14 protein-coding genes and 1 pseudogene are annotated in these 15,056 nt (G+C 34.9%); 6 read left to right on the top strand and 9 right to left on the bottom strand.

What is annotated here, in order from left to right; all coding sequences use genetic code 11:
• Positions 1 to 58: 58 nt before the first annotated feature.
• Genes LV842_RS04435 through LV842_RS04425 form a run of 3 tightly spaced genes read left to right on the top strand, consistent with a single transcriptional unit; the run spans position 59 to position 2,150 of the window.
• Entirely contained in the window at positions 59 to 796 is a 738-nt protein-coding gene (locus tag LV842_RS04435; RefSeq protein WP_233110251.1) for a beta-carotene 15,15'-monooxygenase, read from the top strand.
• Positions 796 to 1,884 (top strand): AI-2E family transporter, encoded by a 1,089-nt coding sequence (locus LV842_RS04430; RefSeq protein WP_233110250.1) that lies wholly within the window; start codon positions 796 to 798, stop codon positions 1,882 to 1,884. Before LV842_RS04435 ends, LV842_RS04430 begins: the two co-directional genes overlap by 1 nt.
• Positions 1,885 to 1,895: 11 nt before the next feature.
• Positions 1,896 to 2,150, top strand: coding sequence for a DUF3820 family protein (locus LV842_RS04425; protein WP_233110648.1), 255 nt, complete (start codon positions 1,896 to 1,898; stop codon positions 2,148 to 2,150).
• 287 nt (positions 2,151 to 2,437) lie between these two features.
• On the opposite strand, the gene uvrB is transcribed toward LV842_RS04425, so the two are convergent.
• The 3 genes from uvrB to LV842_RS04410 all read right to left on the bottom strand — a co-directional run bounded on the left by uvrB (position 2,438) and on the right by LV842_RS04410 (position 6,692).
• Complete coding sequence (uvrB, locus tag LV842_RS04420) at positions 2,438 to 4,429, bottom strand: excinuclease ABC subunit UvrB (RefSeq protein WP_233110249.1); 1,992 nt, start codon at positions 4,427 to 4,429, stop codon at positions 2,438 to 2,440.
• 65 nt (positions 4,430 to 4,494) lie between these two features.
• Positions 4,495 to 6,318 (bottom strand): M56 family metallopeptidase, encoded by a 1,824-nt coding sequence (locus LV842_RS04415; RefSeq protein ID WP_233110248.1) that lies wholly within the window; start codon positions 6,316 to 6,318, stop codon positions 4,495 to 4,497.
• Between the two features lie 2 nt (positions 6,319 to 6,320).
• Complete coding sequence (locus LV842_RS04410; protein ID WP_233110247.1) at positions 6,321 to 6,692, bottom strand: BlaI/MecI/CopY family transcriptional regulator; 372 nt, start codon at positions 6,690 to 6,692, stop codon at positions 6,321 to 6,323.
• A 112-nt stretch (positions 6,693 to 6,804) separates the two neighbouring features.
• Here LV842_RS04410 and LV842_RS04405 point away from each other — a divergent pair, with 112 nt between their 5' ends.
• A complete protein-coding gene (locus tag LV842_RS04405) occupies positions 6,805 to 8,016 on the top strand; it encodes a PQQ-dependent sugar dehydrogenase (protein WP_233110246.1) in 1,212 nt (403 codons plus the stop codon).
• Between the two features lie 39 nt (positions 8,017 to 8,055).
• Here LV842_RS04405 and LV842_RS04400 read toward each other — a convergent pair whose 3' ends face one another.
• The 6 genes from LV842_RS04400 to LV842_RS04375 form a co-directional block, all read right to left on the bottom strand.
• The gene (locus LV842_RS04400) at positions 8,056 to 9,213 is read right to left on the bottom strand and encodes a pyridoxal phosphate-dependent aminotransferase (RefSeq protein WP_233110245.1); all 1,158 of its coding nucleotides are present in this window, start codon (positions 9,211 to 9,213) and stop codon (positions 8,056 to 8,058) included.
• Position 9,214: 1 nt separating this feature from the next.
• Complete coding sequence (locus tag LV842_RS04395) at positions 9,215 to 10,300, bottom strand: FAD-dependent oxidoreductase (protein WP_233110244.1); 1,086 nt, start codon at positions 10,298 to 10,300, stop codon at positions 9,215 to 9,217.
• A 287-nt stretch (positions 10,301 to 10,587) separates the two neighbouring features.
• Positions 10,588 to 11,205 (bottom strand): DUF502 domain-containing protein, encoded by a 618-nt coding sequence (locus LV842_RS04390; RefSeq protein WP_233110243.1) that lies wholly within the window; start codon positions 11,203 to 11,205, stop codon positions 10,588 to 10,590.
• 10 nt (positions 11,206 to 11,215) lie between these two features.
• Entirely contained in the window at positions 11,216 to 11,797 is a 582-nt protein-coding gene (gene miaE, locus LV842_RS04385; protein ID WP_233110242.1) for a tRNA-(ms[2]io[6]A)-hydroxylase, read from the bottom strand.
• 68 nt (positions 11,798 to 11,865) lie between these two features.
• Entirely contained in the window at positions 11,866 to 12,963 is a 1,098-nt protein-coding gene (locus LV842_RS04380; protein WP_233110241.1) for an acyltransferase family protein, read from the bottom strand.
• A gap of 110 nt (positions 12,964 to 13,073) precedes the next feature.
• On the bottom strand, positions 13,074 to 13,961 hold the full coding sequence (locus LV842_RS04375) for a neutral zinc metallopeptidase (RefSeq protein ID WP_233110240.1): 888 nt from the start codon (positions 13,959 to 13,961) through the stop codon (positions 13,074 to 13,076).
• A 181-nt stretch (positions 13,962 to 14,142) separates the two neighbouring features.
• Between LV842_RS04375 and rplU the strand changes: the two are divergent.
• Both rplU and rpmA read left to right on the top strand, forming a co-directional pair.
• Positions 14,143 to 14,514, top strand: a pseudogene (rplU, locus tag LV842_RS04370) (50S ribosomal protein L21); the annotation flags it as partial.
• 33 nt (positions 14,515 to 14,547) lie between these two features.
• Positions 14,548 to 14,805 carry a 50S ribosomal protein L27 gene (gene rpmA / locus LV842_RS04365; protein ID WP_027387413.1) on the top strand — a complete coding sequence of 86 codons (258 nt, stop codon included), beginning with the start codon at positions 14,548 to 14,550 and terminating at the stop codon, positions 14,803 to 14,805.
• The last annotated feature ends 251 nt before the right edge of the window (positions 14,806 to 15,056 follow it).

The raw sequence follows: 15,056 nt of genomic DNA, 5'->3' as shown, positions 1-15,056 counted from the left end.
GACTTAGCCATTGTTTTATCAAAAAAAATTAAATTTGATAAACCATAAAATATTAACCATGTCTGAATTTAACGAATTTGACCAACAAGGTTCAGTCCCAAATCGGGATACCGGATCTATTATTTCGCACGCCTTCGAAATGTATAAAGGTGTTTTTCTCTATGCAATTGTAAGCATGATCATTTATGTGATTGCAGATTCTATTTTAGAATCTCTTGTAGGGTTTAATCTTTGGAGCTTTGGCGAAAATATTAGAGATGCCGACGGAGATTTTTCCAGTCATAATTACAATTATTCACCCGGGTTTTCTTTGTATTACTCTTTTTCCGGTGTTTTAGGAGCTTTATTGTCTCCAATATACGTAGGATTAATTTATATGACCAATAAGTATAATAATAAAGCAGCAATAGAGTTCTCAGACCTGTTCATTGGTTACAGGCAAAACTTTGTGAATATTCTTATTTATAGTTTAATTACTCATGTTGTATTAAGAATTGCTTTGGCAATGTGTGGAATTCCGTTCTTTTTAGTTTTTCCTTTTTTCTTGCTGGGTTATCCTATACTGCTTTTTGAAAACGCAACAGCTACGGATGCCATGGGAAAAGCATACAATATTGCAAAAGATAATTACGGAACATTCTTTGTTGTTTCCCTTTTAGGATTAGTATTAAGTTTTTCCGGACTTCTTGCTTGTTGCATCGGAGTACTTTTAACGGGGTCTTTCATGACTACTGTAATGTATTCCTCTTATTGTGCCTATTTAGGAAAACCAAGGCAGATAACATATAATAAATAATGATGAATAAAGATAAACAAATCAGCAGCGTTGCCATCAAGCAGGTTTCCTTGCTTGCTATCATTCTAATTTTAACGGGGTTAATTTGTTTTAATCTTTCCTTATTTATTCCTTCAGTTCTGGGAGCAATTACCATTTATGTAGTTTGTCGGAAATATAATTTTTACCTTCAGGAAGAGAAAAAGTGGAAACCTTGGTTGTCATCATTTGTTTTGATGTTGGCCAGTTTGATTATTCTGATTCTGCCGATTTATTTCATCGCCGATCTTTTAATTGAAAAATTAGGAAATGCGCAGGCTTATATGGATAAGTTTAATGTGTTTCTGGAAAAAATACACTCCTATATTTATTCAAAAACTGGGTTTGATATTTTAAGTAAAGAAAACATGGATAAACTGAAGAGCAATGTTGGTCAGTTTTCTACAAAAGCATTGAGTGGTACTTTCAATACCCTAACAGTGGTTATGTCCATGTATTTTATTCTTTACTTCATGTTGGAAAGGCCTAGGTTTTTTGAAAGAATAATATCTTCTTCGGCACCTCTTAAAAGAGCCAATGTGTCGTTGATCGGAGATAAAATGAGAAAACTGATTATCGCAAATGCTATTGGAATTCCTGTCGTTGCGATGGGACAAGGTGTTGTTGCTTTGGTGGGGTATTTCATTTTTGGTGCTCCAAGTCCTGTTCTGCTTTTTGCGCTTACGGCAGCAGCATCCATGATTCCTGTAGTAGGAGCTGCAATTGTGTATGTTCCGATCTGTATTTTTATGATTGCAGAAGGAAATACAGGACCAGGAATCGGACTGGCTATTTATTGTATTGTTGTTGTAGGCTTAACAGACAATCTTTTGCGATTTACTTTATTGAAAAAACTGGAAGATATTCATCCTCTAAATACTGTTTTCGGAATTATCATGGGGATGAACTTATTTGGATTTATGGGGCTTATTTTTGGTCCGATTCTGATCTCTTTAACGCTTCTTCTCATCCAGGTGTACAGAAACGAATTTTCAGAAGAAAGTGCTCCGGATCTTAAGCTTCCGGATAGTGATGAAGAAACAGATAATAAAATTGATATAATAGTATAAAAGTGGAAGGAATAAACCCTGAAATATTAAAAGAAATTTGTGTCGTTAAAATGCCTTTCGGAAAATACGAAGGGACCATTCTTGCGGATTTGCCAATAAGCTATCTCGAATGGTTTTACCGTAAAGGGATGCCAAAAGGAAAGCTGGGAATGCAGCTCTCAACGATTTATGAAATTAAATTGAACGGTTTGATGGATTTGCTGATTCCTCTTCGTGGAGGATCTGTGAACTATCAAAAACTAACCCCAAAAACTTTTAAATTCTAAAAATAAGTTTCGGCGGCATCGAAGATGCCGCCGAAAAATAATCTAATGATTGCTGATTCAATTTACTTTCTTATTACTGGATTAATAGCTTTTTTTCAAGGAAGAAGTTATTATAACAATGCCAACGAAATTTATTATGAAGAATATGATAAAGCAATAAGCTGGTTAAGGCAAAAATTCCTTTTCTTATATAAGCCCTCATCTCTGAGATTTCTGGGAGTTATACTGATGTTCTTGGGTATAATAAACTTTTTTCTCGTTTTTTACACTTTAATTAAAGCTTACCTTTAATCCTTTAAAGCTGCGATTTCATCTCTTAATTTCGCGGCTTTTATGAAATCAAGACTTTTCGCTGCAGCCTCCATTTCTTTCTGTTTTTGAGCGATGATTTTTTCTACATCTTCCGAAGTGTAAGAAGCTTTTGTTTCTGCAACTTTCTGTAAAATTTCCTTTTGGGTATATTTTTCGTCAGGGAAATCCTTGCTTCGCCCTACTAAATTTTCAGATATTTTTTTGTTAAGGGCTTGCGGTACTTTTCCGTGTTCTTCGTTGTATTGCATCTGTTTGGCACGACGATATTCGGTTTCATCAAGAGTGGCCTGCATCGATTTTGTAATTTTATCGGCATACATTATGGCTTTTCCATTGACGTTTCTTGCGGCACGACCTACAGTTTGAATCATAGATCTTCTGCTTCGTAGCATTCCTTCTTTATCGGCATCAAGAATGGCAACCAATGAAACTTCAGGTAAATCTAACCCTTCTCGAAGTAAATTTACTCCAATTAAAACATCAAAAAGACCAATACGTAAATCATGCATAATCTGAATACGCTCTAATGTTTCTACATCAGAATGAATATATCTTGTTCGTATTCCGAACTTCACAAAGTATTTTGTAAGCTCTTCTGCCATTTTTTTTGTCAATGTCGTTACTAAAACTCTTTCATCGACATCTGCTCTCTTCTGGATTTCTTCCATTAAATCGTCAATTTGATTTAATGAAGGCCTTACTTCGATAATAGGATCTAAAAGTCCGGTTGGTCGGATAATCTGTTCAATATACTCTCCTCCTGTTCTTTCCAGTTCATAATCGGCAGGAGTTGCAGAAACATAGATTACCTGATTTTGCATGCTTTCAAACTCCTGAAACTTTAATGGTCGGTTATCCATTGCAGCAGGAAGTCTGAAGCCGTATTCTACTAAAGCCTCCTTTCTGCTTCGGTCACCTCCATACATCGCATGAACTTGCGGAATGGTAACGTGACTTTCATCAATAACCATCAAAAAATCTTTTGGAAAATAATCAATCAGGCAGAAAGGCCTGGTTCCTGGTTCTCTTCCATCCAGATATCTTGAATAATTCTCAATTCCGGAGCAATAACCCAGCTCTTTAATCATTTCTAAATCAAGTTCAGTTCTTTCCTGTAATCTTTTTGCTTCTAAAGGCTTTTCGACAGAATTAAAGAAATCAACTTGTTTTACCATATCATCCTGAATCTCTCGAATCGCTCCGTTCAATGTTTCCTTTGAGGTTACGAACAAATTGGCGGGATAAATTTGTATCTGCTCAAAACTTGAGGTTACATTTCCGGAAACAGGATCGAAACTTTGTATTTTTTCAATTTCATCACCAAAAAACTGAATTCTTATGGCGTTGTCTGCATAGGCAGGAAATACATCAATCACATCCCCTTTTACACGGAATGTTCCTCTTTGGAATTCACTTAAGGTTCTTGAATATAATGCATTAACAAGCGAATGGAGTAACGCGGTTCTTGTTGTTTTTTCTCCTAATTCAAGAGAAATAAGAGATTTATGAAATTCATTCGGGTTTCCGATACCATAAATACAAGACACAGAAGCAACGATCAAAACATCTCTTCTTCCGGAAAGCAAACTCGCTGTTGCCGAAAGACGAAGCTTTTCTACTTCCTCATTAATACTTAAATCTTTTTCAATATAGGTTCCGGAGCTGGCAATATAGGCTTCAGGTTGATAATAATCGTAATAACTCACAAAATATTCTACCGCATTTTCCGGGAAGAATTCTTTGAATTCCATGAAAAGCTGAGCGGCCAATGTTTTATTATGTGCTAAAACCAACGTAGGTCTTTGAACATTATTGACAACATTGGCAACTGTAAAAGTTTTTCCTGATCCGGTTACCCCTAACAACGTTTGATATTTCTCACCGATTTCTATTCCGCCGGTAAGTTTTTCTATTGCTTTTGGCTGGTCTCCGGTTGGTTGATATTCTGATTGAAGTTTGAATTGCATCTAACAAAATTACAAAATAAAACCGTTCAGAAACTTCTGAACGGTCTTAATCATCATTTGTATTTTTATTGTATATTAAATGTAATAGGCAATTTGAAAACAGTTGGAATAGGCTTGTTGTTTTGTGTGGCGGGCTTCCATGTCTTATCAGCAAGCGCATTTTTCAAAGCACGTACTGCTTCATTGTTTAGATTTTGGGTTTTTCCGTCGGCTTTTACATTAGTAGCTTTTCCGTTTTCGTCTATGGAGATGTAAAGATCAGCTTTCATTGTCCCTTTTACGTCTTTTCCAAGAGCTGAAGAGTCAAAAGTATTGGCAAACTGCTTTCTTAATTCATTGTAACCTCCTGGAAATTCTGCCTGAACTAAATTTTCAGCAGGTGAAGGTGGTGCTGGAATTGCTAGATCCGTAACGGTATTGTCATTAGAGCTTGCCGGCTTACCTTCTTTAAGTTTTGCAGTTACTTTTGTTTTAGGAGTAATTGTGTCTCTCTTTAAATCGTTTGAAATTTCGTCTTGCTTTACTTTAAAACCGACACTTATATTTTTCTGAGCATTATATTCCTTAGCGTAAGATTTTGTATACAAAACTACACCATATTCATATTTTCCAAAATCCGGATTTTTAGGGAGTACTTTCACTATGTATACGCTAAAGAAATTGGAGCTCTTATATTTTTTTAGTTCATTATTACTTACAACCTTTCCATCAAGTTCTATATTGTACTTAGGATTGATAAATTGGTTTAATTGGCTCTGAGAGGGTATTTCTCTGTTGATCGTAGAGTAAGTTACTGTAACCGGGGTTTCTTTTAAGTCTTCAAAATTGAATTTTTGAAATAGATCTGCAAGTTTAACCTGATCCTCTCTTGGAACTTCTTTTTTGAACCTCTCAAAATCTTTGTTCTCTATAATTTTATTATATTTTTCTGCAATTTTTATAAACTCACGATAAGCTTCAGAGTGGCCTTTTATGCCATTGTTGGTAATTTGCAATGAAGTCGAATTCTTGTTTTCTATTTCAGGTGTATTATTAGCATAAGCCCTTTCTGCAAAAATTAAAGTCAAGGCAGTGAATGCAGGGATTGTTAAAAACTTTTTTGTTTTTACAAATCTTGAATTTTTACTTGTCATCATAATAAATCGTTTTTTGGTGTTGTTGAAATTGAATTGATGTATCAGTTTCAAATCCTGTTGTTTAAGAATTTCCTGTAGGATGAGTTCCTGATAATTTTTGATGTTTTTATTTTTATGAATTACTTCTCCGTCTGCAATGAATTCGTGATTAGTGATCATTGCTTTTTTATAGAAGTAAATAAATGGATTAACCCATAATACTATTTTGAAAGCTTCTACCAAGAGAACATCTATCGTGTGCTTCTGTTTCACGTGGATTTCTTCATGAAGAAATATGTTGTCTTCAATATTACCATCTTTAAAGTAGTCTTTAGAAATATAAATGGTGTTCATAAAACTAAATGGAGGAGTATTGTCTTCGAGTACTTTTATTGCCCTATCTCGATACATCATTTTACTTCCTTTCAGCTTTTTAATTTTATAAATTGAAAGAAGAAGTTTGCACAAAAAGAATCCTGATACCAAAAGATAAACGGGAAGAATTAAAGAGGTATAATCAAACCCTTCCTGTGGTGTAGCGGTCGGTGCATAAGAAATTGTCTGTTGAATTTCTTCTTTTTGGAAAAGTATTTTTTCTGTAGGTGCTTTTTCTTGTGTTTTGATCGTTATGAAAGGAATAACATAAGAAAAGACAAGGGCAAAAATCAGAAAAAAACGGTTGAAAATGAACGTTCTTTCTTTTGCCAGAAACAGATAATAGCATCCGAGTAAAATTCCCGAACAGATAATAATTTTTAAAATAATAGTTTCCATCTTTATTCCTTTATCTGTTGATCTATAATATCGCGAAGTTCTTTAAGTTCTTTCTGTGTCAGTTTTGAATTGGATGTAAAAAACGAAGCAAATTGTGTAACCGAGCTGTTGAAAAAACGATCGATCATTGAAGTCATTTCTTCTTTGAAGTATTCTCCTTTTGCCACTTTTGGATAATATTCACGTGAATTACCATAAAGCGTGAAGCCAACTAAATCTTTATTCTGCATACGTTTTAGTAACGTAGCAACTGTTGTGGGGGCTGGTTTTGGTTCCGGATAAGATTCTAAAATTTCTTTCATAAAAATCTTTTCTTTTTCCCATAAGATTTCCATGAGTATTTTTTCAGAACCTGTCAATTTTATTTCTTTCATTTTTCTACGTTTTGTTATTTGTTTCTACAAATGTAGAATAAAAATTTAATTATGCAAATTTTTTTATGGCATTATTTTTCCACTCATTTTGATAACCTCTCAAATACCAATTATGAAAATTAGTAATTATCTCTCAGGAATATTTTGTATTCTAGTTTTTTTATCATCATGTAAAAAGACAATTGCCCAGCAAATAAAGCCGGACGGAAGTGCGGAAACGCTTGAACCTAATACTTCTTATAAACCTGCTTTTGAAGGACAAACAAGAATTAAAGCAGTAACCACTAAAACCCCGTATAAAACGGAAGTTTTAACTAAAAGTTTAGGTAGACCATGGGGGATTATAAATTTACCGGATGGACGATTTTTAATCACCGAAAAAACAGGCTATATGAATGTTGTTTCGGCAGACGGAAAGCAAATTTCAAAAATTGAAGGATTTCCAAAAGTAGATGCAAAAGGACAGGGTGGAATGCTGGATGTAGCTCTTGACCCTGACTTCAAATCCAATAATATCATTTATTTCAGTTTTTCAGAACCATTTGGTAAAGGGAATTTAACATCTGTTGCAAAAGGAAAATTATCTCAGGATTTAAAAACTATTTCCGGAGTACAGGTGATTTTCCGTGCAGAACCTTCTTATGATGGTGATAAACATTACGGAAGCAGATTGGTTTTTGATAAAGAAAGAAATCTGTTTGTCAGTACAGGAGAACGATCAGATAAGCAAACGAGAGCATATGCTCAGAAAACGGATAATTATCTGGGAAAAATCTTAAAAATAACAAAGGAGGGAAAACCTGCGCCGGGAAATCCTTTTATCGGAAAAGATGGATTTAAACCTGAAATCTATGCTTATGGCATCAGAAATCCACAAGGTTTGGCAATAGATCCGAATGGGAATCTTTGGGATGTGGAAATGGGACCGAGAGGAGGGGATGAAATTAATTTAATTCAACCCGGGAAAAATTATGGATGGGGTGATGTAACATACGGAATTGAATATTCAGGTGAAAAGATAAATGGAGGAACAACTCAGAAAACAGGAACGGAACAACCTGTTTATTATTGGGATCCGGTAGTATCTCCAAGTGGAATTACTTTTTATACGGGAAATATTGAAGAATGGAAAAATAATTTATTCATCGGTTGTCTGAGTGGAGAACACATCAACAGAATTGTGATGAAAAATAATAAAGTGGTAGGCGAAGAACGATTGCTTTTAGATCAGAAAGAAAGATTCCGGGATGTATTGAACGGAATGGATGGAAATCTGTATGCAGTAACCGATAGTGGAAAACTGTATAAAATTTCGAAAAAATAATAAAAGAAAAACGCCTGAACATCTCAGGCGTTTTTTTATTTAAAAACTGTTAATCAGTCTATTTAATCCTTCAGTAAGAATTTCCTGAGACGTTGAGAAACAAATTCTAACGTGTCCTTCCGCTCCTTTTCCGAACCATCTTTCAGAACCGGGAACAATCGCTACTTTTCCTTGCTGTAAAACATGTTGTGCAAAAGCTTCACTCGACATTCCGTTTTCAATCTTAGGGAAAATTACGAAGGTTGCTTCCGGGAAATTAGGTGTTAAAATTCCTGAATTGCTTAGCATGCTGTGCGCAAGATCTCTGTTGTGCTGTAAATGTGTCAGGAAATCATTAAACCAAGGTTTTGCTTTGTCAATAGCTACACTTGCAGCAATTTGTGACAGCGTAGAAACTCCTTCAATGGTAGAATTAAAGTTTGATTTTTCTGTAAAATCATCCAAAAGATTCTGATCATTACATAAAACGGCTCCAATTCTTAACCCAGCAATCCCAAAAGACTTTGAGAACCCGAACACCGTAAAGCTTTTCTTCTTGGCTTCTTCAGAAACAGAAGAATAGGTATTGAACTCTCTCTTGTCGTACACAATATCACTCCAGATCTCGTCACTCATTACCCAAAGATCATGAGCAGCAGCAATCTCTGAAATTTTCTTTAAAACTTCTTTGGAATATACTCTTCCGACAGGATTGTGCGGGTTGCAAATACTGATAAGCTTGGTTTTCGGACCAATTAAAGAAACCAGCATCTCAAAATCGATATCTCCCGTTTTAGAGTCAACCGCACATAATTTGATGTTTCCGCCAACAGCATCCACTGTTTTTTTGAACAGGAAATCAACCGGATCAAAAATAATGGCTTCATCACCCGGATTCAGAACGTATTTCGCTACCATGAACATTCCCATTGCAGCACTGTTTACGGCTAAAACATTCTCAGGAGTAAAGCTTCCGTTTTTTCCGGTGTTAAAATGCTCTGCAACACTTTTTTTGAACTCAGGAATTCCTGAAAAAGGACCGTAGCTAAGATATCCGTCTTTGATGTATTCAATAATTCCGTTTTCGATTTCTGATGACATTCTGAAATCCGGATCTGCTGCTGTAAGAGGAATGATTCCGTCTTCTAATGTTGCCCATCTTCCGTTATAGGCTTTTCTTTTCAGGGCTTCGAAATTAATATCGTTATTTGTAAACATATTATTTATATGAAATGGGTAATGTATTTTTCGGTTGTTCGCTTAATGGTAAAAGGAATTGATTCAATAATGCTCTTCCGTTTTTGATGTGAATCTCAATTTCCGGTTTTCTGTCTTCTTCATACTTTTTGAATGTTTCCTGAAGGTTGTTTCCTTCCAATAAAAGCTGAGTTAATGTGTAAGAATCCTTTAAAGCAGAAGTCACTCCCTGGCTTGTAAAAGGAATCAGTGGATGTGCAGAATCTCCTATGAACACTACGTTTTCATGATAGAAAGGGTTAAGTTCTTCCAATTCATAAACTCTCCAAATATGAGCATTTTCATAGCTCGAACCTTCAATAATTGATGAAATCAGAGGGTTCCAGTCTCCAAAATGATCCTGCATGAATTGTTTGATGCAATCCGGAGTATAATCTTCATTAATAAAGAACTTACTGATATCGAATTGGCAATACCAAAGGATTTTTGAAGGAGAAAGTTTTAATACTCCAAAAGTAAGACCTCCGTTTTCGTGGTGAAACTTCAGGAAGTTGCTTTCAATCTGGCTGGCTAATTCTTCGTTTTCGATAATGTTTACCACTTCATTTTCAAGAACAGCTTTCATCGTTTCATGCTCGAAAATTGTTCTTCTGATTCTGCTTCTTGATCCGTCAGAAGCAACAACAATATCTGCATCTAGTGGAGTGTTTTCATCAAGCGTAATATCAGCTTTTCCATTGGAAAATCCGTTTAGGGTAACTGTTGTATTATAAGAAATCTTTTCTGCAGGAATTCCTTTTGCCAGAATTTCTATTAATGCACTTCTGGAAACCACAAATACATCATCAAGATCTTTTTCTGAGATCACCTCTCCGTCTTGTCCGTAATGAAGGTATTTTTTCAGGAAACTTCCTTTCGTATAAAGGTCGTCAATATTAATAATGCTTGAAAGGTGCTCTATTCCTTCTTTCGGAAGAATAAATCCGTGTCCTTTCAGGTCGTTTGGGGTTCTTCTTTCATAGATGTGGTAGTCAATATTATTTTTTTCTAAATAATTGGCCATACTCAATCCGGAAACTCCGGCTCCTATGATTGCAACTTTGCTCATCCTTTTAATTTAATCGTATTGTTAGTTTTGTTTGTAAAAATCGGTAATTTTTAACCAGAAAAGCACAAAAACTTAAGATCTATGAATGCTTTAAGATTTATACTCCTAATTCGATAAGAACACATAGTTTTGAAGATGTTTTTTATTTTCTTCTTTTGTGAACTTTTATTTCCAAAATGGAAAACTTTAAAAACCTAAAGTTTGTCTTTTGTATCTTTTGTGGTTAAAAAACTTTGAATCGTGAGGTTTAATAATATCTGATCTGATATTATTTTAAAAGTAAAAATTTATTCCGGTGCTTTGAAAATATTGTCGTCAGAATGGAATCCTGCAACACCGCCACTTACCGCAAACTTCATTGCCGAAGCAGCAGTCATACCCACTACAGGTTTTATGTTTTTTTCTTCAGTTACAATTACCCAGCCGGAAATCGCATAAGAATGAGGAAGGTAAACGGCAACATAGTTGTGCTTATTGACATCTGCCATTTCTTTCTGGGTTAAAAAACCGATTCTCCATATTTCAGGATTCTCATTGGTTTTTACCCAAACCGGATCATTGAATTTTTTTGTGTCCCCTACAAATGAAGACATCACGTCTTTTGTAGGAGAATAAATATGTTTTATACCCGGAGTTTTTTCTAAAAGACGATCTATGGCATCTACAAAAAATCGTCCGACTACAAATTTGTTTCCTAAGTAACCCAGTATTGCCGTACTCAATAATATGGAGATAAACACCAAACCAGGAGCTTCTTTGGCAATTGATGGTACAATATTGTCTATGGAAGTTACAATATACCAAATTACAAAAACCGTAAGACCAATGGGGCCAATAATAATTAAACCCTGAAAAAAATTCTTCAGGAAATAACTGGTAAGGTTTTCAAAAGTTGGCTTCTTCAATTGTTATTTTTTATCCGTGGATGCTTTCTTTGTTTCCGTAAGATTGTATAATTTTTGCCTCATATTCCAGCCATTCTTCCCAACGCTGGTTTACTTTTTCAGGATCTCCAAGCTGTCTTGCAAATCCGATAAACGTAGTATAATGATTGGCTTCCGAAATCATCAGATCTCTATAGAACGTTTTTAACTCTTCGTCCTGTATGTTTTCTGTTAAAACTTTAAATCTTTCACAGCTTCTTGCTTCGATCATGGCTGCAAAAAGCATTTTGTCAACGATTAAGTCGTCTCTGTTACCTCCTTTCTGAATAAAATTGACCAATTCGTTGACATAGTCATCTTTTCTGGTACGTCCGAAAGTATAGCCTCTTTTTTTTATGATTTCATGAACCTGATTAAAATGATCCAGTTCTTCCTGAGCAATTGCTAGAAGCTCGGTCACGATTTCTGGATATTCCGGAAGCATGGTAATGAGCCCAATTGCGTTGGTTGCTGCTTTTTGTTCACACCAAGCATGATCGGTCAAAATTTCCTGAAGGTTTCCTTCTGCAATATTTGCCCACCTCGGATCGGTAGTAAGCTTCAACTTAAACATGACTTAAAAAATTTTTGTAAAATTAAAATAATTTACAATAAGAATATTATTTTATTTCAAATTGAGTTTTAGGCAGATTGAGAAGCTGTTTTCTTTCTTAAAAATTCCAAGACTTTCCATCCGAAACCGTCAAATTTCTTTAATCCTGCCGCAATAATAAATGCTAAAACAATATTGATGAGGTAAATTAAAATCATTAAAACCCACCAAGACATATTTTCTTTTAATGGAACTACTAAGAAATAAACCAAAGAAGAGCTGATTCCCTGGGCAAAGTAAAAGAAGATTGCGTTTTTACCGATATAAGTAACGAAACTTTCTTTTGAAACTTTAAGTCTGTTGTAAAAAACAAATAAGGTGGTAAGAGAAAAGAAAGTCCAGATGATATAGATAACAGTGGGAGGAAATTTATTCTTGTTGATTTTATAGAAAACTTCATTTCCGTAATAAGAAAACATCCAGATTAAAGCTAAAGCAACCAATCCGTACAGTATAGGAATCCATTTTGTTGGAATTTTTTTGCCTTTCATTTGATGGGCAACCAGAAAAACGGTCATATAAAAAGCAACATATCCTACCTGTCCGGACGGGTAATATTCAGGGAAAATGTTGAAAATTACTGTCAGTGCAATACAGATTCCCAAGAACCAATTGATATGCTTCGGGAAAAATTTTAAAATTAAAACTCCGAATACACTTAATATAAAATACACTTTAAGATACCAGAAACTACCCATTACGACAGGAAATGTATCTGCATTGGTGTACTGATGAAGATACCAGTTTCCGAGATTTTGCCATTGAGGTTGCGTTGAAATATCTATTGCGGCATATTTTGATCCGAAAGTAGAGTAGAAGTTATGAAGCCATTCCAGAGAGAAAAAAGCGAGTCCGAAAACTTTAAAGAAATAATCTAAAAAGAAAAGAAGGGTTACGAAGATCATATAAGTGATTTGCAACTTTAAAAGCCTGTAAAACGTTTTTTCTACGTTTGAGCCGGAAGTTAATCCGCTTAAAGCATAGAATAGTGCCACATCAAAAACCAATGAAAAGACCCTCACTTCCGGTGCGATATAAAACTGACCGGACCAAAATGCGGTATGAATGAAAATAATCGAAAGTGTTGCTAGTCCTTTAGCAAAGTCTATATAAAGATCTCTGTTCATGATGATGTAATCTGAGCTCAAAAGTAAATAAACTTTATGAATTTTTTTGACAAAGAAAAAGAGACAGGAACAATGCCTGCCTCTTAAGAAAGATATTTCAAAAAAGGATGTTACTTTAAATTTTTAAATTCTTCCGCAGAAATTTCTCCATTCTGAATTTGTTTCAACTCCTCCAGATATTGCTTCATATAATTATCAAGCTCCGGATATTGAGAATTTTTTGCCATTTTATAAGTTCCGTTCAAAACGCCCTGATAATAATAAAAGAAGTTATAATCAAAAGCAGAAGCGGAAAGATTATATTGGCCCAACAAGAATCCCAGACGAACCGCAGATCTTCTTTGTGGTGGAGTTCCGTGATGTCCTGCACTTGTTGTTTGATAGTCTCCGATGCTTTGTGCAAATTCATAAGCCGCTGCAATTTGTGCAAAACTGGTCTGATTGTAGCCGTTTGGTCTTCTCAGATAATATCCGGCAAAACCATCAGCTTCCAGTTCGTTTGGTCTCGCAGTAGACTCACTTACGGAAGGTAATCCGAATATGTACTGCAATTGATGACCATATTCATGGGCCAAAATCATTGCATTCACAATGTCTCCGCCTTTCGATTTTGCGTCATAATAAATAGCGTAACCGTAATAGATTTTCCCTGTCGAATAAGAAATCGCATTGTAAGTGGAATTAAAATTCGAAGGATCATTCACGAATCTTAATGTAGGATTGCTTCTTCCCCACATACTTGCAATTTTTGTCATCTGAGAATTCATAAAATTGGTGTCTGTAGAGTTTTGCAGTGAGGTCGATAAAACAGATGAGGAACTCCAGTATTGATCTACATAATAACAAACTTTTTCCAATTCGTTCGGTTGGTCGATCTTTAAGCTTTCTGTTTTCTGCTCCTGTTGAATAGGAGCTTCCAGAGTGTCGTCGTTACATGCTGATAATGAGAGTGCAGCAATTGCTCCCAATACTATTGGGAAGTGGAAGTTTTTTTTCATATATATGAATATTTGGTGTAAACGAAGTTATTAATTTAAACGAAAAACATTATCACTTTATTGTGAAAAATTATTCAAAACATAGTTAAAAAATTATTTAAAAAAAGATTGGGTTGAATTTGAGCGGATTAGAAAATATTTCTTATATTTGCACCTCGAAATAACTAAAAATTTATAAACAATGTTTGCAATTGTAGAAATAGCAGGGCTTCAATACAAAGTTGAGCAAGACCAGAAGTTGTTTGTGAACCGTTTAGCAGGAGACAAAGGAGGTAAAGTATCTTTCGATAAAGTACTTCTTACTGTAAACGGAGCAATCACTGTAGGCGCCCCAGCTGTAAGCGGTATCACTGTGGAAGCAGAGATCTTAGATCACGTAAAAGCTGATAAAGTAATCGTTTTCAAAAAGAAAAGAAGAAAAGGTTACAAAGTGAAAAACGGTCACAGACAGTCATTAACTCAGATCAAAATCACTGGTATTACAGGATTTGACGGAGCTAAAAAAGAAACTAAAGCTAAAAAAGCTCCTAAGACTGAGGAGGTTAGCGCAGAATAATTGTTAAACCACACAAAACCTTAAAATAAAATGGCACATAAGAAAGGAGTTGGTAGTTCCAAAAACGGTAGAGAATCTCACTCTAAAAGATTAGGTGTAAAGATTTTCGGAGGCCAGGAAGCTATTGCTGGAAATATTATTGTTAGACAAAGAGGTACTCAACACCACCCAGGTGCAAACGTAGGGATCGGTAAAGACCACACTTTGTTTGCTCTAATAGACGGTAAAGTAGTTTTCAGAAAGAAAGCAAACAACAGATCTTTTGTATCTGTAGAAGCAAACGCATAATCTAAGCGTTTTATAAAAATTAAAATCCTCAACAATTTGTTGGGGATTTTTTTATGCTTTAAAAATTTGATTTAGGCTGTTTTTCTTTGAATTTTAGATAGAAATAGAATTTCTAAAACTCCTATTGTCCACCAAACGGGATATTTAAAGAGTAGATACCAAAGATTGAAACTGTCAACGATTGTAAATTTTTTATAAATGTTTCTGGTTTCAATTATGTTTGATACATAGGGAATTAATATAAAGAAAAG

Source organism: Chryseobacterium gwangjuense (assembly GCF_021311115.1).
In the GTDB taxonomy this organism is placed as follows: domain Bacteria; phylum Bacteroidota; class Bacteroidia; order Flavobacteriales; family Weeksellaceae; genus Chryseobacterium; species Chryseobacterium gwangjuense.
Note: the sequence above shows the minus strand (reverse complement) of the source record. Positions and strands in the feature narration are given on the sequence as shown.

Coding starts and splice junctions, on each gene's coding strand:
- LV842_RS04410 (WP_233110247.1), bottom strand. CDS start 6,692: ATGAAAGAAATAAAATTGACAGGTTCTGAAAAAATACTCATGGAAATC.
- uvrB (WP_233110249.1), bottom strand. CDS start 4,429: ATGCAATTCAAACTTCAATCAGAATATCAACCAACCGGAGACCAGCCA.
- rpmA (WP_027387413.1), top strand. CDS start 14,548: ATGGCACATAAGAAAGGAGTTGGTAGTTCCAAAAACGGTAGAGAATCT.
- LV842_RS04435 (WP_233110251.1), top strand. CDS start 59: ATGTCTGAATTTAACGAATTTGACCAACAAGGTTCAGTCCCAAATCGG.
- LV842_RS04430 (WP_233110250.1), top strand. CDS start 796: ATGATGAATAAAGATAAACAAATCAGCAGCGTTGCCATCAAGCAGGTT.
- LV842_RS04405 (WP_233110246.1), top strand. CDS start 6,805: ATGAAAATTAGTAATTATCTCTCAGGAATATTTTGTATTCTAGTTTTT.
- LV842_RS04395 (WP_233110244.1), bottom strand. CDS start 10,300: ATGAGCAAAGTTGCAATCATAGGAGCCGGAGTTTCCGGATTGAGTATG.
- LV842_RS04400 (WP_233110245.1), bottom strand. CDS start 9,213: ATGTTTACAAATAACGATATTAATTTCGAAGCCCTGAAAAGAAAAGCC.
- LV842_RS04415 (WP_233110248.1), bottom strand. CDS start 6,318: ATGGAAACTATTATTTTAAAAATTATTATCTGTTCGGGAATTTTACTC.
- LV842_RS04380 (WP_233110241.1), bottom strand. CDS start 12,963: ATGAACAGAGATCTTTATATAGACTTTGCTAAAGGACTAGCAACACTT.
- LV842_RS04375 (WP_233110240.1), bottom strand. CDS start 13,961: ATGAAAAAAAACTTCCACTTCCCAATAGTATTGGGAGCAATTGCTGCA.
- miaE (WP_233110242.1), bottom strand. CDS start 11,797: ATGTTTAAGTTGAAGCTTACTACCGATCCGAGGTGGGCAAATATTGCA.